General features: G+C 69.0%; 22 protein-coding genes and 1 riboswitch. Of the genes, 12 read left to right on the top strand and 10 right to left on the bottom strand.

What is annotated here, in order from left to right; translation table 11 throughout:
* From HYZ11_13765 to HYZ11_13750, 4 genes are all read right to left on the bottom strand, one after another.
* A partial coding sequence (locus HYZ11_13765) for a hypothetical protein (protein ID MBI3128666.1) occupies positions 1–179 on the bottom strand: 179 nt, incomplete at its 3' end.
* A gap of 428 nt (positions 180–607) precedes the next feature.
* Positions 608–2,521: a VCBS repeat-containing protein gene (locus HYZ11_13760; GenBank protein MBI3128665.1), complete on the bottom strand. Its 1,914-nt coding sequence runs from the start codon at positions 2,519–2,521 to the stop codon at positions 608–610.
* 62 nt (positions 2,522–2,583) lie between these two features.
* Positions 2,584–4,770, bottom strand: a complete 2,187-nt coding sequence (locus HYZ11_13755) for an RDD family protein (GenBank protein MBI3128664.1) — start codon at positions 4,768–4,770, stop codon at positions 2,584–2,586.
* A gap of 102 nt (positions 4,771–4,872) precedes the next feature.
* The gene (locus tag HYZ11_13750; protein MBI3128663.1) at positions 4,873–6,810 is read right to left on the bottom strand and encodes a tetratricopeptide repeat protein; all 1,938 of its coding nucleotides are present in this window, start codon (positions 6,808–6,810) and stop codon (positions 4,873–4,875) included.
* Between the two features lie 140 nt (positions 6,811–6,950).
* Positions 6,951–7,040, top strand: a riboswitch (TPP riboswitch).
* Positions 7,041–7,143: 103 nt separating this feature from the next.
* Between HYZ11_13750 and thiC the strand changes: the two genes are divergently transcribed.
* From thiC to HYZ11_13720, 6 genes are all read left to right on the top strand, one after another.
* Positions 7,144–8,907 (top strand): phosphomethylpyrimidine synthase ThiC, encoded by a 1,764-nt coding sequence (gene thiC, locus HYZ11_13745; protein MBI3128662.1) that lies wholly within the window; start codon positions 7,144–7,146, stop codon positions 8,905–8,907.
* Between the two features lie 198 nt (positions 8,908–9,105).
* Positions 9,106–9,324 carry a DUF3185 family protein gene (locus HYZ11_13740; GenBank protein MBI3128661.1) on the top strand — a complete coding sequence of 73 codons (219 nt, stop codon included), beginning with the start codon at positions 9,106–9,108 and terminating at the stop codon, positions 9,322–9,324.
* 73 nt (positions 9,325–9,397) lie between these two features.
* On the top strand, positions 9,398–9,550 hold the full coding sequence (locus HYZ11_13735; protein MBI3128660.1) for a DUF3309 domain-containing protein: 153 nt from the start codon (positions 9,398–9,400) through the stop codon (positions 9,548–9,550).
* A 282-nt stretch (positions 9,551–9,832) separates the two neighbouring features.
* Positions 9,833–10,279 carry a hypothetical protein gene (locus HYZ11_13730; protein MBI3128659.1) on the top strand — a complete coding sequence of 149 codons (447 nt, stop codon included), beginning with the start codon at positions 9,833–9,835 and terminating at the stop codon, positions 10,277–10,279.
* Positions 10,280–10,479: 200 nt separating this feature from the next.
* Positions 10,480–11,274: a hypothetical protein gene (locus HYZ11_13725; protein ID MBI3128658.1), complete on the top strand. Its 795-nt coding sequence runs from the start codon at positions 10,480–10,482 to the stop codon at positions 11,272–11,274.
* 615 nt (positions 11,275–11,889) lie between these two features.
* Entirely contained in the window at positions 11,890–12,351 is a 462-nt protein-coding gene (locus tag HYZ11_13720) for a ferritin-like domain-containing protein (GenBank protein ID MBI3128657.1), read from the top strand.
* Here HYZ11_13720 and HYZ11_13715 read toward each other — a convergent pair whose 3' ends face one another.
* From HYZ11_13715 to HYZ11_13690, 6 genes are all read right to left on the bottom strand, one after another.
* Complete coding sequence (locus HYZ11_13715) at positions 12,352–12,681, bottom strand: hypothetical protein (protein ID MBI3128656.1); 330 nt, start codon at positions 12,679–12,681, stop codon at positions 12,352–12,354.
* Positions 12,682–12,954: a hypothetical protein gene (locus HYZ11_13710; protein MBI3128655.1), complete on the bottom strand. Its 273-nt coding sequence runs from the start codon at positions 12,952–12,954 to the stop codon at positions 12,682–12,684.
* 286 nt (positions 12,955–13,240) lie between these two features.
* Positions 13,241–13,873 carry a YqgE/AlgH family protein gene (locus HYZ11_13705; protein ID MBI3128654.1) on the bottom strand — a complete coding sequence of 211 codons (633 nt, stop codon included), beginning with the start codon at positions 13,871–13,873 and terminating at the stop codon, positions 13,241–13,243.
* A gap of 299 nt (positions 13,874–14,172) precedes the next feature.
* Complete coding sequence (locus HYZ11_13700) at positions 14,173–14,628, bottom strand: DUF192 domain-containing protein (GenBank protein MBI3128653.1); 456 nt, start codon at positions 14,626–14,628, stop codon at positions 14,173–14,175.
* 142 nt (positions 14,629–14,770) lie between these two features.
* Positions 14,771–16,288, bottom strand: a complete 1,518-nt coding sequence (locus HYZ11_13695; protein MBI3128652.1) for a hypothetical protein — start codon at positions 16,286–16,288, stop codon at positions 14,771–14,773.
* Positions 16,289–16,523: 235 nt separating this feature from the next.
* Positions 16,524–17,678, bottom strand: coding sequence for a reductive dehalogenase (locus HYZ11_13690; protein MBI3128651.1), 1,155 nt, complete (start codon positions 17,676–17,678; stop codon positions 16,524–16,526).
* A 451-nt stretch (positions 17,679–18,129) separates the two neighbouring features.
* Between HYZ11_13690 and HYZ11_13685 the strand changes: the two genes are divergently transcribed.
* The 6 genes from HYZ11_13685 (at position 18,130) to HYZ11_13660 (ending at position 21,122) form a co-directional block, all read left to right on the top strand.
* A complete protein-coding gene (locus HYZ11_13685) occupies positions 18,130–18,456 on the top strand; it encodes a sulfurtransferase (GenBank protein ID MBI3128650.1) in 327 nt (108 codons plus the stop codon).
* A gap of 100 nt (positions 18,457–18,556) precedes the next feature.
* Positions 18,557–18,754 (top strand): type II toxin-antitoxin system HicA family toxin, encoded by a 198-nt coding sequence (locus HYZ11_13680; GenBank protein ID MBI3128649.1) that lies wholly within the window; start codon positions 18,557–18,559, stop codon positions 18,752–18,754.
* A complete protein-coding gene (locus tag HYZ11_13675) occupies positions 18,751–19,014 on the top strand; it encodes a type II toxin-antitoxin system HicB family antitoxin (GenBank protein ID MBI3128648.1) in 264 nt (87 codons plus the stop codon). The genes HYZ11_13680 and HYZ11_13675 overlap by 4 nt, the downstream gene beginning before the upstream one ends.
* A 32-nt stretch (positions 19,015–19,046) precedes the next feature.
* A complete protein-coding gene (locus HYZ11_13670) occupies positions 19,047–19,271 on the top strand; it encodes an addiction module protein (GenBank protein MBI3128647.1) in 225 nt (74 codons plus the stop codon).
* Positions 19,271–19,573: a type II toxin-antitoxin system RelE/ParE family toxin gene (locus HYZ11_13665; protein ID MBI3128646.1), complete on the top strand. Its 303-nt coding sequence runs from the start codon at positions 19,271–19,273 to the stop codon at positions 19,571–19,573. Before HYZ11_13670 ends, HYZ11_13665 begins: the two co-directional genes overlap by 1 nt.
* A 220-nt stretch (positions 19,574–19,793) precedes the next feature.
* A complete protein-coding gene (locus HYZ11_13660) occupies positions 19,794–21,122 on the top strand; it encodes a DEAD/DEAH box helicase (GenBank protein MBI3128645.1) in 1,329 nt (442 codons plus the stop codon).
* Positions 21,123–21,246 lie beyond the last annotated feature (124 nt).

Genomic DNA, 21,246 nt, shown 5'->3' with positions numbered 1-21,246 from the left:
CGCACGAGGGCGTCCATGTACTGGCTGCCGTCGTGGGTGTTCTCGTTGCGGTCGAGGTCTTCCGTCGTGATGCCGCGCAGGCGGAAGATGCCCGTGTACTTGAAGTCGGCGGCGTAGGAAGGAGCCGCCAGGCTGGCCGCGAGCACGCCCGCGGCCAGGGCCAGCAGGTATTTCCGCATTTCTGTCTCTCCTCAGAAGGTGCTCTATGGTGCCGATCTTGCCGGTCTTTCATTCAAGTTCCGTGCATGGGAGCTTCGGCGGCTTTCTCTTCCGGCTCTCACCTCCTTTCCCGGGGCGGAGAAAAATAAAAAAGCCGCACGCGCAAGCGTGCGGCTCCGTGGAGTTGAGAGAAAACCGGCGCTTCGCCGTCGCGCGCACCGGCCCTCAAGGCCGAACCGCCCGCCGCACCGGACGATCCCGCCTATTTACATCCGCCTTCTCCCGGCGCGCCTTGGGCGCCGCCAAGCTTCGAACGGAAGCTCCCCCCTCGCAACAACCGGGCGGGGAGCTTCCTTACGGCTTCGTAAATTTCAGGTAAACCGGAGCAATCATGCGGAAATAGAGGGAATCTTGTCAACCCCCCCCTTCCGCGCCGCCCTCGGAACTCCTAACCCTTTGTTTTGAATATATATAAGGTGCTAATGTCGTCCGGGAGGACCCCCGTATCGGTGGTGATCACCACGAGGTCCTCCAGGCCGTCGTTGTCGGCGTCGGCATAGGCGAAATCGGCGATCCCCTTGGAGAGCTTGGTGGACCTCCAGATGTCGGAGAGGCCGCTGCCGTCCCAGACCAGGCTGGCGATCTGCCCGCTCCCGACCCCAAGGCCGGGCACGAGCCGGGTGGCGGAATATTCATTCGCGATGACGAGCACTTCGTCGGTCCCGTCCCCGTCCACGTCGGCGACCAGGACCCTCGACCGGATGGGGAGGTCGGGGGTGCGCCCGCCCAACTCTTCATCGCTGCTAACTTCCTTGGAAAAGAAAGTGTGCACGGGCCCCCCATAGCGGCCCGCGCTCACGAACCTCTGCTCGCCCCGCCGGGAGAAAACGCGCAGCTTGTCGTCCTCCCCCACCTCGATGACATCGAGGGTGCCGTCCTTGTCCACGTCCCACAGGCCGAAGCCCAGGATGTTCAAGCGCGACGGCAGGAGGTACGGGGCGGCCGCGGCGAGCCGGCTGCCCGACCACCGGTAGCGCTGGATGGGCCCCTCGAAGGGCTTGCCGAGCCCCTGGATCTGGCCCAGGAGGAGGAAGGCGTCGGCGTCGGGGATCTTGGCCCCGCGCTCGGGGCGCCGGACGCGGAGCAGGCGGAAGAAAACGCTCTCGTTGTCCGCCAGCGTCTTGAATTCCTTGCCCTGCAGCTCCAATACGAGGGAGAAAAGACCGCCGTAGCGGTAGTTGGCGATGTAGAGTTCCGCCTTCCCATTGCCGTTCATGTCGGCCGCGTCCACCCAGCGGTAGTCGTTCGCGCGCCCGTCGCTGAAGCGCGCCACTTCGCGCATCCGGTTCTGGGCGAACTGGTAGACCCGCACCTCGTTCACCGTGATGATGACCACCTCGTTCTTCCCGTCGCCGTCCAGGTCCGCCACCGCGAGGCCGCGGAACTTGCCGTCGAACTGGAAGTTGGTCACCCGGCCCTTCGCGCCGGGGACGCCCTCGCGGTTCAGGATGAAGCTCGGGTTCGAGGCGAGCCCGCTGACCGGCGCTCCCCCCTCCCCCCGGCGCAGGGCCTGCTCGCGGGGAGGCCGCTGCTCGAACGGAAGCTCGTCCGCGATGGCCACCGCCTGGAACAGCTCCTCCCGGTTGGTGAGCGACACGAGCCGGCTGGTGATGACCTTCTTGCCCCGAACGTCGCGGACGCTCGTCTCCAGCGCCAGATCGGAGCGCACCTGGTTGCGGAGCTTGATGGAATTGTCCCCCTTCAGGAGCTCATCCACCGCCAGCCCCTGCTCCAGCATCCACACCTGAAGCCGGTCCACGTCGTACACGTCGAACCGCCCCTGCGCCAGGAGCATCTGCGCCAGTTCCCGCGTCAGGACGTCCATCCCCAGGGATTCCTTGGTCTGGTTGATGAAGGGCAGGACGGCGAGGCGGATCTTGGCCGAGGAGAGCCGCACGATGTCGTTCACCTGGGGCGCCAGGTCCCGGCCCGGGGCGAGGCGCACCATCCGCGCGACCGAGAACTTGGGCTGCACCTCCACCACCTCGGCCTCGCCGACCTCCTCCTCGAGCGTCCCCAGGACCGCGCCGGTGACCGGATGGCGGAAGGGGGCGCCCTTGCGCAAAACCGTGAGCTTCACCCCCTTGACCGGGCGATCCTTCTCGCCCAGGCTCAGATAGAGGTCGCCTCCCCTGACGGCCACCACGTGGCCCTCCAGGTGGGGGTAGCGCTGGTGGAGCTTGTCGCTGAGGGATTGAAGCGCCCGCGCGGAATCCATCCCCTGGGCGCCGGCCCAGGGGGCCGCCGCCAGGAGGGCGAGCGTCATGAGGCCGGCTGTCCACCGCAGGGCTTTGCGCATCATGTGCGTCCCTATCTCCTGAAGAATCGGGGAATTCTCCCCGTCCGGACTCGTGCCTGGTCCGTCTACACCTTCATCTTGAGGACCACACGGGTCCCCGCCAGGCGGTCTCCGATCCCCCGGCGCTTCTTGTCGAAGGGGACCAGGAGGTGTCCCGCTCCCAGGGGAAGGGTGGCCGCGAGGCCGCCAAAGTAACGCAGAATCGCCTGCATGTATTGTACCGGCTTGTCCTCCATGTCCACCACCGACAGTCCCATGCACCTCTGGCCCGGGGTGCAGCCGAACATTCCGACGAAATAGACCGAGTAAAAGATGGAGAGCAGGAACAGCACCACTCCGTTGAGGAGACCGAGCAGGATGAGCGCCTCCATGTTCGCCGAAACCGGCCCGGCCGCCCGGCTCACGATCCCGTGGGAGATGAACGCGAAGACGGCCTGCAAGGCCGCCAGGACGCCAAAATCCACCGCTCCCGCCGCGGCGCGGGCGGCCAGCGGGACCCCGATGACCTCGGCCTTCCCCTTTTCCTCCTCTTCTTCCTCAGGCTCCTCCGGGGCGGCGGCCCCGCCTTCGAAGAAATCCCCGGCCGGCGCCTTCCCCTCGGGAGGAGCCGCCGCCGCGGGGGCCTCGTCGGGGACATAGGCCTCGATATCGCCGGAATCCTCGTCGTCCGCCATCAATCCGCCGCCCGGCCGGACCGGCGCCTTCTTGGCGTCCCCGGCGGCGGCTTCGTCCTCGGCGGGGGTGGAAGCCGGGACCGCCTCGCCTTCGTCGAGGAAGCCGGCCAAATCCTCCTTGGGAAGCTCCGCCTCGGCCGGGGCCGCGCCGGCGGGCGCGGCCGCGCGGGGGGCGTCCCCGGATTCGTTCAGGGCCTCCGACCACATCTGCTCGAGGTCGCCCTCGCCCAGGTCGGCCGCCCCCGCCTGAGGCTTCTTCCCCTCGCGCTGGGCCTTGGCCGCGGCCTCCTGCTCGGCGAAGGCGTCGCTCCACATGTCCGAGAGGCTGTCTTCTCCTCCCCCGGCGGAGGCCCCGACCGGAGGCGCGACCTCCCGCTTTGCCGGGGCCGGGGCGCCCCCGCCCTCTTCAAGGGCGCCCGCCCACATGTCCTCGGCGCCGCCATCCCCGGCGGCCGAAGATCGCGCGGCCGGGAACTCTCCCCCCTGCTCGTCCGGAAGCCCGGGCGGAGAAGGGGCGGCTTCGGTGAAGGCCTCCGCCCAGAGGTTCGAGATGTCCTCCTCCTCGCCCGCCTTGGGGCCCGCCAAAGCGGCCGGGGACGCCGGGTCGGGGGCCGCGCCGGCCTCGTCCACCCCCAGCTCATCCAGGGCATCGAGCCCCGGAGCCTCCTCCGCCGGGAGGGCCCGGGACGGAACGGACTCGGGAGCCCGGGAGATTGCGGGCGCCTTGGCGGGCGCGTCCGCCGCATCGGCTTCATCGAGAATCGAGAGAACGTCCTCGTCCTCCTGCGAAGCGGCGGGGGCCTCCGGCGCTTTCTCCCGCGCCCGGCGGGCCGCCGGGGCCGGGGCTTCCTCGTCGGCGAAGAGGGCGGCGAGGTCCTCCTCCGCCGCCTCCGTGGACGCCCCGCCCGCGTCCCCCGTGGCCTGCGCGGCCCGGGCGGGAGCGGCCGAGGGCGCCTCTTCCTCATTGAGATTATCATCGAGGAGAGCCGCATCCAGGCCGACGGGCAAGGCGTCGCCGGGGTCGCCGGCCTTCCGGGCGCCCGCCTGGCTGCGGGCGGGCGTGGGCGCTTCCGTCAGCTCCAGCGAGGCCCCCAGGTCCAGGGAGGCGAGCGGGTCATCCTCCTCGGAGGGCGGCCCGGCGCGCCGCGGGGCGCGCGCGGCCGGAGGTTCCGCGATCGGAGGGGCCAGCGCCTCCGCCCCAGCAGCCGGCTCCTCCATGCCCTCGAGCGCATCTTCGAGCGCCAGATCGTCCCGCGAGGCGGCGGGCGCGTCCTCACCCCCACCGGGGCGCGAGGCAACGGCCGGAGGGGATTCGGTCCCGCCGTCCGTGAGATCGGAGCCGGCAAGGCCCTCCTCCTCCGGATCGAGCAGGGAGGGGACGGCCGGATCGCCCGGATCGCCGTAGAAGCGGGGGATGGGGCCGAGCATGAGGGAGGAGAGGAACGCCGGGCGGCCCGCTCGGGAAGCGGCCGGCGCGAGCACGGCCGTCGCGACCAGGGGTTCGGGAAGGCTCTTGCCGCACCGGGGGCATTCACCGGCCCGGTCGAAGGTCACATAGCCGCATTTCGCGCAACGCACTGCTCTAGACCTCTTCACCAGGACGGACGCGGCCGCAGTCTATCACAAGGGTGAGAACCTGAAAAACCAAAGAAAATTCAATTGGCTGGCGCCCGCAAACCCTCACGGCGCGGGGGCGAGCCCGAGGGCCTTGGCCATCGCCGGGTGGAGGCGCACCCCCAGGCGGGAGGCCTCCCGGGCGTGCCGGCGCGCTCCGGCCTCGTCCCTCTCCAGGTAGAGGGCGATGGCCAGGTTGTGGTGGGCGTCCCCCCGCCCCGGCTCGAGCGAGAGAGCCGCGGTGAGCTGGGCGATGGCGAGCTTCCGCTGGCCCAGCTTCAGGTAGAGCGTGCCGAGGTTGAAGCGCGACTCCGCGAAATGGGGGGCGAGGGCCACCGCGCGCTCCAGGTGGCCCTGAGCCTCCTCGAGCCGGCCCGTCCCGCTGTAGAGCGCCCCCAGCGCGAGGTGGGCCTCGGGGGAGTCGGAGCGGAGCCGCAGGGCCTCCTTGAGCGAGACCTCCGCCTCCTTCTCGTGGCGGGTCTGCATCTGGGCGATGCCCAGGTCGATCCAGGCGGGGTCGTAGAGGGGGTAGATGCGCGCCGCCTCGCGCAAGGGGGGGATGGCCTCCGCGAAGCGGCCCTTGCGGTTGAGATACTGGCCGTAGGTGGCCAGCGCCCGCGCGCTCCGGGGGGAAACCTCGGCCGCGCGCCCCCACAGGCGGAGGGGATCGGCCCAATCCCGGTTGCGCGCCCAGGCGAGGCCCCCGAGGAGAAGCGCCGCCGCCGCGAGCGCCCCCGCCGGAAGGCGCCAGTCCCCCCGCGCCAGGCGCGCGAGCCCCAGCGCCATCGAGGGCACGGCGGCGAGGAGGAAACCGGCGGAGGGCAGGTACATCGTCCGCTCGGCCATGACGGTGCCGATGGGGACCAGGAGGTTGGCCGCCGGGAGGTAGCCCGCCAGGAAGAGAACGAGGCCAAGGCCCAGCCAGGGGGCCTCCTCCCGCCGCCTCCAGGCCAGCCAGCCCCACCCCGCCATCGCCGCAAGCCCCGCCGCCGCGTAGAGGGCCGTCTCCATCCCGCCCGGAAGGACCTGGGCGTAGGAGTAGTCCAGGCTCAGGGGCCAGGGCCAGGCGAGGAGATTGAGGAAGCGGCCTAGCACCCCGAGCGCCCCCCACCACTGTTCGAGAAGCCCCGCGTGGGCGAGCGGATTGTCGAGGCGCGAGGGCGGGACGGGCCGCGCCCACATCCCCAGCGCCGCATAGCGCATGGCGAGGTAGAGAAGGAGGGCCGCGCCCAGCCCGGCCCAGGCGGCGAGGGCGGGCGCGCCGCTCCCCCGTCTCCACCCGGCGAGGCGGCACCAGAGCCACCATCCCCCCGCCCACAGAAGCAGGGCCGCGCCCGCCTCCTTCGAGAGGAGGGCGAGGAGAAACACGCCCCCGGCCCCCGCGCCCAGGGCCGCGGCCCGCGCCGGAGGGGGCGCCGGGGCCTCGCTTTTTTTCCCTTTCCTCCCGGGGGCGGCGCCCTCCCCCGTCTCGCCGGGCGGGGGCAGCGCCCGGCCCAGGAGGAGGGCCATCCCGGCGAAGACGCCCGCCGCGGCCATGAGGTCCGCCCGGGCCACCACGGCGTTCACCGCCTCGGTGTGGATGGGGTGCAGGGCGAAGAGCAGGGCCACCGCTCCCGCCGCGTGCGGCCCCAGCCCGGACCGCAGCGCCGCCCAGAGGAGCAGCAGGCTGGCCAGGGCGTGGAGGAGGACGTTGAGAAGCCGGTAGCCCGCCGGCCCCTCCCCGCCCAAGGCGTGGTTGAGCGCCAGAGTGAGGACGGTGAGGGGCCGGTAGAGGCGGTCGCGCTTCTCGTCTCCCTTGCGCATGGCCCAGTAGTCCGTGCGGAAGGCATCGAGGGCGCGCCCCCGCTCCTGGACAACCGGGTTGGTGCCGATGAGGGTGAGATCGTCGTGGACGAAGGGATGGGAGAGCGTACCGGCGTAGGGGAGGCAGGCCGCCAGGAAGACGGCCGCCGCCCACAGCCACAGGGCCCGGGAGGAGGGTCCGGGGGAGGAACCGGGTCGCATGGGCTCGGAATCCATAAAGCGGGCGGGCGGGCGGAGAAACCTTACACCCATTCGGGATGAAAGTCGCCACCCCGCCGCGCGCCGCGGTTGAGGTCCGAAACCCTCTTTGACCGTATGCGCCGGGGCTGGTAGGCTGTGAGCCTGTTCGCTGGGGGTGCCGAAAGGCTGAGATGATACCCTTCGAACCTGATCCGGTTTAGACCGGCGTAGGGAAGCGAATCCCGTCATCGTTCGATCCGGTTCCTTCCCGATAGCCGTATTTGTCGCCCATAAGCGATACTGGCGACGAGGGCCGAGCGCCCTTGGTGCGCGGTGTCAAAGGAGCCGAAAGACATGGCACACAACGGCAAGGCCAACGGGACGAAGAACGGCCTCTCCCTCCTCGGGGAGAACGGCTCCCAGAAGGCCGGAGCCTTCCCCGGCTCGCACAGGGTCTTCGTCGAGGGCGGCCGGGGCATCCGCGTTCCCATGCGGGAGATCGCCCTCTCGGGCGGCGAGCCGCCCGTGCGCGTCTACGACACGAGCGGCCCCGAGAATCAGGACGTCCGGCAGGGGCTGCCCCGCCTGCGGGAGCCCTGGATCCGCTCCCGGGGGCCGTACGGCGAGGCCGAGGCCTCCTACAAGCCGGTGCCCGGCCACAGCGATCCGGACCTTCCCATGCCGCCCCGGCGCAAGGTGCTGCGCGGGCGCGGCAACGCCACCCAGATGCACTTCGCCCGCAAGGGCGCCGTCACCCCGGAGATGGAGTTCATCTCCATCCGGGAGAACATGGACCCCGAGTTCGTCCGCTCCGAGGTGGCCCGGGGCCGCGCCATCATCCCGGCCAACATCAACCATCCCGAGAGCGAGCCGATGATCATCGGCCGCAACTTCCTGGTGAAGATCAACGCCAACATCGGCAACTCGGCCGTCGCCAGCTCGATCGAGGAAGAGGTCGAGAAGATGCGCTGGTCCACCCGCTGGGGCGCCGACACGGTGATGGACCTCTCGACCGGGAAGAACATCCACGAGACGCGCGAGTGGATTCTCCGCAACTCCCCCGTGCCCATCGGCACCGTCCCCATCTACCAGGCCCTGGAGAAGGTGAATGGGGTCGCCGAGGACCTCACCTGGGAAGTCTACCGCGACACCCTCATCGAACAGGCCGAGCAGGGGGTGGACTACTTCACCGTCCACGCCGGGGTGCTGCTGCGCTACATCCCGCTCACGGCCAAGCGCGTGACGGGCATCGTCTCGCGCGGCGGCTCCATCATGGCCAAGTGGTGTCTGGCCCACCACCAGGAGAGCTTCCTCTACACGCGCTTCGAGGAGATCTGCGAGATCATGAAGGCCTACGACGTCTCCTTCTCCCTGGGGGACGGCCTCAGGCCGGGCGCCATCGCGGACGCCAACGACGAGGCCCAGTTCGCCGAGCTCGATACGTTGGGCGAGCTCACGCAGATCGCCTGGAAGCACGACGTGCAGGTGATGATCGAGGGGCCGGGCCACGTGCCCATGCACCTCATCAAGGAGAACATGGACAAGCAGCTCGCCATCTGCCACGAGGCTCCCTTCTACACCCTGGGCCCCCTGACCACCGACATCGCCCCCGGCTACGACCACATCACCAGCGCCATCGGGGCGGCCATGATCGGCTGGTTCGGCACCGCCATGCTCTGCTACGTCACCCCGAAGGAGCACCTCGGCCTCCCGGACAAGAACGACGTGCGCGAGGGCGTCATCGCCTACAAGATCGCCGCCCACGCCGCCGACCTGGCCAAGGGCCACCCGGGCGCCCAGGCCCGCGACGACGCCCTGAGCAAGGCCCGCTTCGAGTTCCGCTGGCGCGACCAGTTCAACCTCTCCCTCGACCCCGAGCGGGCGCTGGAGTACCACGCCGAGACCCTGCCCGCCGAGGGCGCCCAGGTGGCCCACTTCTGCTCCATGTGCGGCCCCAAGTTCTGCTCGATGAAGATCACGCAGGAGGTGAGGGAGTACGCCGCCCGGCAGGGCATGAAGGAGGCGGAGGCCCTCTCGGCCGGCCTCCAGGAGAAGGCCCAGGAATTCAAGCGGGCGGGAGGGGCCCTCTACGTCGCCGGAGAGGCGCCGAAGGGCTAGCCCGCCCCGCCCGATCGCAGCACCGCCGCTGCTTCGGTCCCCGGAAGCCTCCCGGCTTCCGGGGCGCCGCCTTCCGCAGCGCCGCCCTCGCAGCATCCGCCGCCTGACACGTGCCGCCTCGAATCACCGGAGGCCCGCGCGCGCCCGGAGGCCGGGCCCCTCCCTCCTCCCCCAACTCCGGGAGCGGAGGAAATTCCCATGAGCCCGCAGCGAATCCTTGGCTTCGTCCTCGTCGCCGTCGGGGTGCTGCTCCTGGTCTTCGGGTTCAACGCCACCGATTCCACCGTCAACCGGGCCTCCGAGGCCCTGACCGGCCAGTACACCGACCGCACCATGTGGTTCCTCGTCACGGGCACGGCGGCCGCCATCGGCGGCTTCCTGCTCGCGGCCTTCGGGAGCCGCCGCCGGTTCGACTGACGCCCGCCGGATTCCTTCCCGCCGCCTCCTCACCGAACGGGCCCGGGAACGGCCCCATTTTGGAGATCGGCCCATGACTACCGTCCTCCTCGTCATCCTCATCCTCTTACTCGTCGGCGCCCTGCCCACCTGGCCCTACAGCTCCGGGTGGGGCTACTACCCGAGCGGCACCCTCGGGACCGTCCTCATCGTGCTCCTGATCCTCGCCCTCCTGGGAAGGATATAGGGAGGCGCCGCCCAATCCCGCCCCGGTCCGCCGCGCTCCACTGACGGAGGAAAAACCGCCTGGCAGCCCCCGGGCGGTTTTTCTGCGCTGGGGCGTTGCGCCGGGCGGCCAAGTCCAGGGAATCCAGTCCGGCGCCGGGCCGGGGAGCCGATTGGGGCCTCTATTTTCTTATTTGACTATCTCGTTTTCTGAAATATGATTAAATATCGTTTTCTTCCACTCCCCTCGGTGTGGAGGGAGAGGAGATGTTCTTTCACTTTCCATCGTCCTTGGGGGCATTCGATGAAAGCCATCTTGCTCGCCGCCGCAGCCGCCTTCGCGCTCGCCGCCGCCGCCCAGGCCCAGCAGCCGGTCCAGAAGGCGCCCACCCCGCAGGAGAAGCAGGCCCTCAACGCGCTGGCCAAGCAGAAGGCGCAGACCGAGAAGCAGTACCGCGAGACCGCGGCCAAGATTCAGCAGCTTCAGCCTTCCGTGCAGTCGTGCCAGAAGGTGCTCGCCGCGAACCAGTCCCTCCATAAGCTCCTGGCCGATCTCAAGACCCAGAACGCCGCCGCCCAGCAGAAGATCAACCAGGCTCCCGTGAAGAAGTTCACCCCACAGGACGCCCAGAAGGCCCAGCTGGAATTACAGGAGGCCATGCAGAGGCAGCAGCGGATGTTCCAGATGCTGAGCAACCTCTTAAAGGCACAGCATGAAACCTCCAAGCAGATCATCCAGAACCTGAAGTAGCCTGGATCCTCGGGCCTGTCCCGCGGAACGCAAGCCGCCCGGGGCGATCCTGGGCGGCTTTCCATTCCGGACCCGCGCCGGATCGCCTCGGCATGTGGCCCGGTTCGCACTTCGTTCCGCCCGATCCGTAGGGTCTGCGATAGAATGGGACGGAATTCGCCCCCGTTCCGGCGGGGGCAGCGCCCAGGAAAGGAGGCCGGATGGCCGAGCCGGCGGAAGAAAAGATCGCGCACCCGGACCTGATGACCGGCGGACGCCGCCGCTCGCCGGAGGAGGCCTCCGTCCGCCCCGGCGGCCGGTCCGACCGCCGCAACCCGGGCGCCGCCCGGCACCGCGACCCCGCCTCCTTCCTCGCGGACGTGACGCGGTTTCACCGCGCCCTCGGGGAGGGCTACGGGGTGCTCGAGGAGGCGCACGACCGCTGGAAGAAGTACACCGCCCGCAAGAACATGCTGGCCGCCCAGGTCGAGATCGAGAAGGCCAAGGAGAAGGAGATCTGCCAGAACGCGCTCAAGATATTCCTGACGGTGGACACCGGGCTCCGCCAGCTCTACACGCCCTTCCTCGAGTTCATCAAGCGGCACGTCGACGAGAGCGAGAAAACAAAGGACGAGAGCCCGAAGGAGAAGGTGCTCGAGAGCCGCTGGGACGGCCGGGGCCGCGTGGCGATGGCGCTCTTCAAGCAGTCCTCGCTGGCGCTGGGCTTCCTCGCCGCCTTCGTGAACGAGGAGGACCAGGACGAGGACTTCCAGGCCCGCTACCGCGAGGTGGTCGCCGAGCAGAAGGCGCGCCTCGACCAGGTGCCCTTCAGCACGGGCGCCTACACCCGGCTCGGCGAGGCCATGCGCCGGGCCGCCGACCACCGCTCCTTCGACCAGATGACGCGCGCCTCCTCCCTCATCGTCCAGGAGTTCATCGACTCGACCGAGCACTTCATGAAAAAGTACGCTGACGCCTTCCGGAACCCCCTCCCCACCGAGCTGACCACCACCTAGGCCGCGCGCGCCCGGCCGCCCGTCTTTATGGGGTCTTTATCCGTCACTATCCGTCATTAGCCGTCAATTGCCCCCCGCCGGCCCCGCCGAGGAAGAAATGGCCCTCCCCCATCAATAAGCACCTTTTATCCCTCAATATCCGCCAATATCCGCGACAACTGCCTCCGGCCGCCTCCTCCGGCTCCCCTCCTTTTCTCCCCCTCGCGGTCTGACCAGGGGCGGGTTTGGGGGGCTTTTCCCCTCAATTCCCTTCAATTCGCGCGACAAGCGTGTTTCCTCCCGTATCCGGCGCCCCTCTTGTCGGCAGGGGTGAACCTCGTGTTCGCCCCTACCCCCATTGGAAGGGGCGCTGACGAGCATCGCCCCTGCGGACCAACCGGCCCGCCCCCGAGGCCGGCAGGGCCGCCAAGGGCAAGATACGCCCCGGGCCGGGAAAACCCGCTACCGCAATCTCGTCCATTTTCGCGCACGTTCATGGTCAAAGCGCAAAAAACCGGGCGATGGCTTCGCCGGGTCGCTTCCCAAAAAATAAGACCACACCCCCTGCACGTGATAAAATACCTTGCATCCCAGAGGGAGCCGGGATCGCCGCCTTCCCCCATCGGAGGCGCCATCATGGATGCCCAGACCGCGATCGCAGGACTGAACAAGATACTCTCGCTCGAATACTCCGCCATGCTCCAGCATCTCCAGCACAGCTACCTGGTCCAGGGCAAGGAGAGGGCCTACCTGCGCGGCTTCTTCCGCGGGATGGCCGAGGGGAGTTTCAAGGGGCACACCAAGCAGGTGGGGGAGAAGATCGTGGCCTTGGGCGGGCTCCCTACAGTCGAGCCCGCCCCCATCCGCCAGTCGGCGGACGTCACCGAGATGCTCCAGCAGGCGCTCGAGGCCGAGCGCGCCGCCCAGGAAGCCCAGAAAGAGCTCCTGGCCAAGGTCCAGGACGACGTCCCCCTCCGCGTCATGCTGGAGGAGATGATCCGGGACGAGCAGGAAGAGATCGAGCAGCTGGAGATGCTGCTCGCCCAAAAGAAGCCGGTGATTTCGGCCAAGGTGGTGCGCCTGACGAAGAGCGCCTGATCAGCCGGCGCGCCTTTCCATCAGGGGCACGACATTGCCCGCGATCCCGGCATCGCCTTGCGCCGCGGACTGGCCGGCACGGGAAGCCGAGCGGCCCGCCCGGCGCGGGGACGGCACCAACGCCCCCGCCACCCCCAAAAGCTCCCGCAGGGCCGCCGCCTGCCGGCGGTCGAGGCGGATGCTCTTCTGGACGTACCAGCCGAGGCCCTGGCCCCAGCCCATGAGCCGGAGCTCGAGCGCCCTCTCCCCCCGGCCGGAGACCACCACCACGTCCACCCGCTCCGTCCCCTCTTGGTTGGCCTGGCCGCCCAACTGGAATTCCGTTTCCAACTAGAATTCTCCTCTCGTCTGGTGGATGGCGGGGCCGCCGCCCGTCCCCGGGCGGCGGCCCGGCTCCCGTGGGAGGGCCTGCCCCGGGCAATCGCCTCTGGCAGAGATTCCAGCCGCGCGCTCGGCCGCGCCGGCCGCCGCCACAAATAACCCGCCCCGCATCCGGGGCACCTTGTAATACAAGCCGATCATGCTGAGCGCCATGCTCAGCACCAGCAAGAATACGGCCACGCCGGCAGCCACATCGCCCGCCATCTCGCGCGCCCTCGCCATCCTCGCCGCCGCGAGATTCCTCCGGGACGTTCCAGCCCAAACCATCGCCCGCCCTCCCCGCCGGGCCGCGGCGCTTGATGTGCCGGGAGGTCCCGCCACAAAAAAAGCCACGGCAGGCAGAAGCTCTGTCCCTGGCTGGCTGACCGGTCGTCCCTGTTCCCTTGACGGCACCGATGGCGCTTGCCTGTTAATCCTCAACAACAAAGTTAATCTAACTTAACTTTGCTTCTTTGTCAATATTTTTTGGCGTGGAGGGCCAAAATTCCGAAGAAAAAAGGGGAAATGCCTACAGCGTCCGGGTCCTCCGCTCCATCGCCCGCTCCCACTTGGTGCGGTGGTCCGCGTCGAAGAGGAGGTCCTCGTCCGCGGGGGCGGTCTCCCACCCTCCGCGGCGCATCTCCGCCTCGAGCTGGCCCGGCCCCCAGCCGGCGTAGCCCAGGATGAAGACGGCCCGCCGGGGGCGCTTTCCTCCGGCCATGGCGCGGAGGACCTCGGCGAAGGGGCTGACGCCGTAGCCGGGGGCGAGGGGCTCCTTGGGCGCGAAGCCCTCCTCCGCCGTGTGGAGGACGAAGCCCGCGCCGGGCCGCACCGGCCCCCCGTAGTGGAGGAGCACCCCCTCCTCCGTCCCGGGCCCCTCGACGCCCAGGCCTTGCATGAGCCCGGCCAGCGGCACCTCCTCCAGCGGGCGGTTCAGGATGAGCCCCAGGGCCCCATCGGCGTTATGGCGGACGAGGAGGATGACGGCCTCCCGGAAGCGCGGGTCCCGCATCTCGGGCGAGGCGATGAGCAGCTCCCCCTGGTGGGAGCCGGGCGGGGGCAGGGCGGGGGAGACTCCCGGCTCCTGGGCGCGGAGCCCCGGCCCCGGCAGGGGGCCCGGCAGGAGGAGCGCGGCGGCGAGGAGAAGGGAAGCTCCCCTCACCCGTAGCTGTGAAATCCAAGCACGTTGTTCGCACCGCGAAGGCGAGAGCCACTCTCCCTCCCCCGATTTTTTGGGGATCCCCAAGCGGCTCAGCCGCTTGGGGCGTGGGGGAGGGTCGGGGAGGGGGAGCGCTCTGGGCCTTCCCTCCCCCTCACCCCCTCCCGCCTCCGCGGGCCGAAGCCCTCCCGCCTTCACGACCCTGGCTCCGGCGGGCGAAGGCCCGGAGGGAGGGGGTGTCGTCCAAGTGGTGCGGTTGCCCGGACCTTCGTCCCTTGAACCGCATGTTCCGGCTTCACCACCTATTTCCCCAGCGCCTCGAGGCGCACCCGCGCCCCGGGCTCGATGCCCTTCTTCCGGAACCAGCCCTGGTTCACCTCGAGGGCGTAGCGGTTCCTCTCGCGGGAGGTGTAGATGCGGGGCGGCTGCCCGGGCCGGGGCGGGTCCATGTCGAGGATCTCGGTGATGACGCCCTGGGCGGAGATGAAGGCGATGGAGAGGGGGATGCGCGTGTCCTTCATCCAGAAGGTGAGCCGGGCCGCCTCGGGGTAGATGAAGAGCATGCCCGCGTCCTCGGGCAGGCTCTCCCGGTGCATGAGGCCGATCTCACGCTGGCGGGCGGTCTCGGCGAGCTCGGCCTGGACGGTCGCCCGGCGGATGCCCTGCTCGATGACGAGCGGCGCCCGCCTCGCCTGGGCCGAGGCCAGGGCCGACGCCAGGAAGATGAGAACGGCCACAGCCGCCGCCACGCGCCGCATGCGGAGCCTCCCGGAGCGAACGGGGGCATCCTATCACGCGCGGGCGCAGAAACGCCCCGCCGCCCGGGAGGGGTTTCCCGGGCGGCGGTTCATGCGCTGGCGTTGGACCCATCCGGGCCGGGGAGGCCCGGACAGGCTCCGGTTACTTGATCTTCTTCGCCTCGATGTCCGCCTTCGTCCCCAGCCCCAGGGTGTACTCGAACGAGACGTGGTGGCGCCGGGTGGTGACGTGGTCGTCGTGGACGGCGAAGGCGATGGGATACGTCTCCCCGTCCTTCAGGATCACGTCGTCCTCGGGATGGCCGGTGTCGAGCTTGCGCTTCATCACGAGAGTGTACTTGCCCATCTTCTCGCCGGCCTTCTTCAGGTAGACGCCGTAGGCCTGGATGTCGCCCCGGCTCTGGTCCGGCGCCCGGAGGACGCGCTGGAAGAGGATGTCCCCCTCCTTCGGCTGATACGCCTTGGGATCATAGGGAACCGCATTCTTGCCCAGGGTCGCGAGGAAGGCGATCGTCTCCTGATTCTTGATCACCGGCAAGGGGTTGCTTCCGCCCTGGATGGCGTACTTGCCCCCGCCCAGGCGGCTGGAGGGGACCGCCTGCGGATTGAACATGAAGCCCTTGGGAGGATTCGCGTTCAGGTCATTGGGCCGCTGCATCTGCCAGGGCCCCTTCCCCTTGTCGCTATTCCGGTAGTCGAAGACCCAGATGTCGTCGGCATAGCCGATGTGGCCCGAGCGCGCGGCCCGCCACATCCACATGTCGAGGAACTGGCCCTTCTTCTGCATCTCGGCCAGCTCCTCCTTGCTCTTCAGGAGCGACCAGCGGCCCTCGGCCTCGGTCGTCCCCTTCTTTTCCTTCGGGTCGCCGGCCTGGGCGGGCTTGCGGGTGATGAGGAGGTACTTCCGGATGTCGCTCTCCTTCGGGAAGACCGACTTCACGCCCTTGTTGTTGAGCGCGTCGAGGGGCATGTCCCGCATGCTGTTGTGGCAGGTGATGAAGCAGCCGGCCGCCTGGAAGCCGGCGGGAGTGCCCGCGTCCGCCGCGACGTAACCTGGGGTTCCCTGCTTGTAGCCGAGGAGAAGGGTGAGGCGGTCCTCGTAGAGCCCCGGCGACTTATCCGGCTTGTTGCCCCCGTAGCCCACCCATTTCTTGCCGTCGAAGCGCATCGCGTTGTGGTAAACGCCGGGCTCCTCGCTCTCCCACTGGAACTGAAAGTACATGTTCTGGGCGTCGTAGGCGGCCTTGACGGCGAGGTCGACGGTCGGGCGCTTGCCGGGGATGGGCTTGTCCTCGGCGGGACCCTTGGGGACGAGCTTCTTGCCGAGGGCCTCCTCGTCCGGCGCCGCCCCTCCCGTCACGTGGCAGGTCCGGCAGGCGACGCCCATCTTGACCACCGGGCCGGCCGCATGAGTGAAGTCCTTCTGGGGATTCACCAGGCGATCCCAAGAGGTCTGGCCGGGATAGAAGAGGCGGATGGTCTTCGCCGGGATATCGTCCCATTTCACGGGGACGTCCTTCGGCTGGAACGTGGGGAACGTGGGCTTGACCTCGCTTCGCTCCGCCGCGTAAGGAGACCCCGCCCAGAGAGCCACCAGGAGCAACGCAAGGGTCAGACATTTTCCTTTCTTTCCCTCCAGCCATCTCCTTTCGCGTTTCATCTCATTTTCTCCATGATGTGAAGCGGAAACCGGCTTCTCCTTGAATGGAACCTTCGCTTCCCTCCCCGAGGCGCGGGGACGCGCTTGGATGGCCATTCGCCCATGGCGCCGGGCCGCCGGCCATTGCACGAAAAAACGGAAAAGAAACAGGGAGGGCCGATCCCTTCCGCGATTCCCGCCATTCTTGACATGAAAAATCTCCCCGGGCGGCGGATCCCGCCAGCGGGAACATCCCCTACCCCGCCCCGTTCCAGAAGCGGCGCGGGTCCTTCTGCCTGCCGTAGCCCAGCCAGCCGTGGAGCCGGACGAGGAGGCGGTTCACCCAGCGCCACTTGAGCCGGATGAGGCGCTTGGCGATGGCGTGGTGGAAGCCCTTGCCGTGGTTGAAGGGGCACACCCGGATGCAGATGCCGCAGTTGGTGCCCAGGTGGGACCAGTAGAGGCGGCACGACTCGTAGTTGCCGTACCACTTGAGGACGCCCGGGTTGTTCGAGATGTTGTTGGCCTCGGTGGTGCGCGGGCCGAGCGGCAGCGACTTGGCCGGGCAGGCCTGGGCGCACCGCTCGCACGCCTCGCAGAACTCGATGACGCCGAAGTCGGCGCTCTTCTTCACGGCGTTGAGGGGGAGATCGGTGATCACCTTGCAGAAGCGCACCCGGGGGCCGAATTGGGGCGTGATGGCCGGGCCGAGCCGCGAGGGCTGGGCGAGGCCCGCGTCCACGGCGAGGGGGACGGAGAGGGCGGTGTCGTTCATGCACGGCACGGCGCGGTAGCCCAGGGTGCGGATGAACTCCGCCATCGAGCCCGCCAGCGAGGCCAGGATCGAGTAGTTGCGCTGCGTCTCGGCCATCATGATGGCCGTGGGGGCGGTGGCGAACATGTCGCGGTCCATGGACACGCCCATGACGATGACCTGGTCGCACCCCTCGGGGATCTCCACCGGGTCGTTCCGGCCCGTCCTCGGGTCGTAGTGATGGGAGTAGACCCAGCGCATGTCGAGCGGGGTGAAGCCCACGAGGTCGGCCCCGTAGAAGCGGGCGACCTTCCCGAGCGCCTCCCGCATCCGATCCGGATCCCCGGGCTCCAGGCGGTCCGCCTCGATCGGGAAGGTGCGGCCCCACTGCTTGGCCAGGGACTCCCAGGAGGTGATGCCCGAGTTGGGCCGGTTGATGGCGGTCCCCAGCGAGGAGGCGACGGTGGTGGCGCCGTTCGAGAGGGCGAAGTCCAGGTGATCGAAACCGGCGTCCTCGCGCTGGATGTGCTCCTTGATCGAGCGGACGTTGCGCGGGTCGTAGCTCGCGAGCTTGGGGTCCCACGAGGAGCGCATGATGGCGTTGTGCTTCTGGTTGAAGCGCCGGTAGCCGGGAAGAACCTCGTAGTTCGCCGCCATAAGATGTCTTCCTCCATTGCCCTTGCGGGGCTCATTCCGATTTTAAAGATAGCGCATTTTCGGAATGTTTGCTCTTATATGCGGGAAATTTCCGCCGCCCTTCCAAAAAATCATTGATAAAATTGGGCGAACGGTCGAGCGCACGGGGAGGGCCGATCCCGGCCCCGGGTGCGCGGGCGAGCCGTTGACGCGCGGCCGGCGGGGGGATTCGCCACCCCCCCATCGGGCCATCGTCGGGTCCGTGCGGACCCGACCCTCCCCCCAAGGGGGGGAGGGGTTGGGGGGGTGGTTTTGGGTAGGAGAGCTTCCTTCCCCCCTCAGGGGGGGAGGTGTCGGGGGGTGGTTCTGGGTAGACAACTCCTTCCCCCCTCAGGGGGGGGAGGTGTTGGGGGGGTGGTATTCTTAAAGAACAATGGAACTCGCCCGCCATCTCTCATCCCGGGGAGGAACCATGCTTCCCTTCGAGATCGCGCCGGCCGAGCTCAAGCGCCTCATCGAGAGCGGGGAGGAGGATATCCTTCTCCTCGACGTGCGCGAGCCGGGGGAGCTTCCGCTCGCGCGCATCGAAGGCTCCCTCCACATCCCGATGGGGGACGTCCCCTCCCGCTCGATCGAGCTCGACCCCGAGGCCCGCATCGTCGTCCTCTGCCACCTCGGCCAGCGCAGCGCCATGGTCGCGCAGTTCCTCCGCGGACGCGACTTCGAGCGCGTCCAGAGCCTCCGCGGCGGCATCGACGCCTGGGCGCGCGAGGCGGACCCGGGAGCGGGGAGGTATTGAGGGGGGGTCCGGCGCCGGTTTGCCTCCATGGCGGAAACTAGCCCTCAAGGAAAACAACAAGTAGAATGCAGGCAAGAGGGAAAGATGCCGGGAGAGGCCCTTGAAAGTCCGCGACGCGATTCGTCTCTTGGAGCGCGAGGGCTGGGTTTTGGTGGTGACACGGGGAAGCCACCGGCAGTTCAAGCACCCCACGAAGCCGGGCCGCGTCACCGTGAATGGTCATCCGGGCGATGACATGCCCAAAGGCACGCTCGGCTCGGTTTTCCGGCAGGCGGGACTGAAAAGAGGCCAGATATGAGAAAGCTCCAGTACCTGGTGCGGATCAACAAAGATCCCGAAAGCGATTGGGGGGCCTCGGTCCCTGATCTGCCGGGGTGCGTTGCCACCGGAAAGACGATTGACGCCGCCCTCCGGCGCATCCAGTCCGCGATCGCCCTGCACATCGAGGGGCTGCGGGAAGATGGACTGCCCGTCCCCCGCCCGCGCCAGCGGGCCATCCGCCCGGGGCGGACGAAGCGGCAAGTGGATTTCTACGCCACGGTCGAGATCGCGGCCTGAGGCGGATGGTCCTAAGCGAGAAGGAACCAGCCATGACACCGAACCCCGCTGAAATTCTCAAAGAGGCCCTTAGCTTGCCTCCCGAGGCGCGTGCGGCGCTGGCGGGTTCGTTGCTGGACAGCCTTGATGAAACGGTTGACGAAGGAGCGGAAGCGGCCTGGGAAGCCGAAATCTCAGCGCGGTTGAAAGCACTGGATAGCGGTCAAGCGGCGACAGTTCCCTGGGCGGAGGTCAGGCGGCGCATCACGGAGCGGTGATGGCGCCGCTTCCTGTCGAGTTCCATTCGGAAGCCGCCGCGGAGACAGCCGCCGCCGAGGCTTGGTACCGGGAACGGGGAGAACGAGCGGGGGACGCATTCTTAGCCGAGGTTGACCATGCGGTTCTTCAGGTCGCCCAGGCTCCCGCCAGATGGCCCCTTCATATCGCGGGAACGCGCCGGTATCTTTTCCGGCGGTTCCCTTTCGCGCTGGTCTATCGCGAGATTCACGGGGTCATCCAAGTCGTAGCCGTCGCTCACGGACGGCGTCGCCCCGGGTACTGGAAGGCAAGACAAGCCTGACCCCCTTGACAACCGGCCCGGAAGAGGTCCATAGTCCGCGCCGTGATTGCTCGCGATAGCGCAATGTGCTTCCTCAAGGTAGCCCGAAGCACCCAATCCCGAGACAATTCCGGCAAACCCCCCGTCTGCTCCAGATGCGCCTGGACCCGGCGAACAAGCGCCGCGACGCGTCCGGCACCCGCCGGGTGACGGCCGTCCAGGCACAGAAGGATATCTCTACGTGACCGAACCGAATTTCACCGAACTCGGCGTGGCCGAGCCGCTCCGCCGCGCCCTCGAGGCCGAGGGCTACGCCCGCCCCACCCCCATCCAGGCCCAGGCCATCCCGCTGCTCCTCGAGGGCCGGGACCTCCTCGGCATCGCCCAGACGGGCACCGGCAAGACGGCCGCCTTCGCCCTGCCCATCCTCCAGCGGCTCGCGGCGGGCCGGGAGCCGGCCGGGCCCCGCTCGGCGAGCGCGCTCGTCCTGGCGCCCACCCGCGAGCTCGCCCTCCAGATCTCGGAGAGCTTCCGGACCTATGGCCGCCACACGGGGCTGCGCCAGGCCGCCGTCTACGGCGGGGTGGGCTACGAGAAGCAGATCCAGGCGCTCGCCCGGGGGGTGGACGTCCTCATCGCCTGCCCGGGCCGCCTACTCGACCTCCTGGAGCAGCGGAAGCTGCGCCTCGACCGGACGCCCATCCTCGTCCTGGACGAGGCCGACCAGATGCTCGACATGGGCTTCATCCGCAGCGTGCGGAAGATCATCTCGGCGATGCCCGGGCGGCGCCAGACCATGCTCTTCTCGGCCACCATGCCCGAGAGCGTCGCGGGCCTGGCCGCGGAGATCCTCCGGGAGCCCGCGCGCGTCCAGGTCTCGCCCTCGGCCATCATGGTGGACCAGGTGGAGCAGCGCGTCTTCTTCGTGGGCGCCCAGGAGAAGCGCGCCCTCCTCTCCCGGCTCCTGAAGGAGCCGGAGATGGGCCGGGTGCTCGTCTTCACGCGCACCAAGCACGGCGCCAACCGCGTCACCGGCCATCTGGCGGATGACGGCATCGCCGCCGAGGCCCTGCACGGCAACAAGTCCCAGGGCGCCCGCCAGCGGGCCCTCGATATGTTCCGCGCGGGCCGCCTCCGGGTGCTCGTCGCCACCGACGTCGCCTCGCGGGGCATCGACATCACGGACGTGACCCACGTCATCAACTTCGAGCTGCCGAACGTGCCCGAGATCTACGTCCACCGCGTGGGGCGCACCGCGCGCGCGGGCGCCTCGGGCATCGCCCTCTCCTTCTGCGATCCGCAGGAGCAGGCCTTCCTCCGCGACATCGAGCGGCTGACCAAGCGCCCCCTCGCCGTCGCGGGCGGCCAGCCCTCCCGCGCCGTCCCGGCGGCCGCCCCCAAGGCCCGCCCCCAGCGCCCGGCGCGCGGCGCCCGCCCCAAGGCGCGCCCCCACGCCCGCCCGCAGGCCCAGGCTCAGGCTCAGGACCGCCCCCCGGCCGCCGCCGCCCCCTCCAGCAGCCGGAAGCGCCGCTTCCGCTCCTGGCGCGCCGCCGCGAGAAGGGCGGGGTGAGGCCGCCTGCCGGCGGATTCGCACCGGTTGCGGAGGGATCGGGGGGATCGATATGATGAATTTCGCTTGGCCGGATGCGCCGGGTTCCGGGGCGGCTACGATCGATGGGCGCCTTGGCGGGATT

The organism is Candidatus Tectomicrobia bacterium, assembly GCA_016192135.1.
Lineage (GTDB): Bacteria > UBA8248 > UBA8248 > UBA8248 > UBA8248 > 2-12-FULL-69-37.
This window is presented reverse-complemented; position numbering and strand designations above follow the sequence as displayed.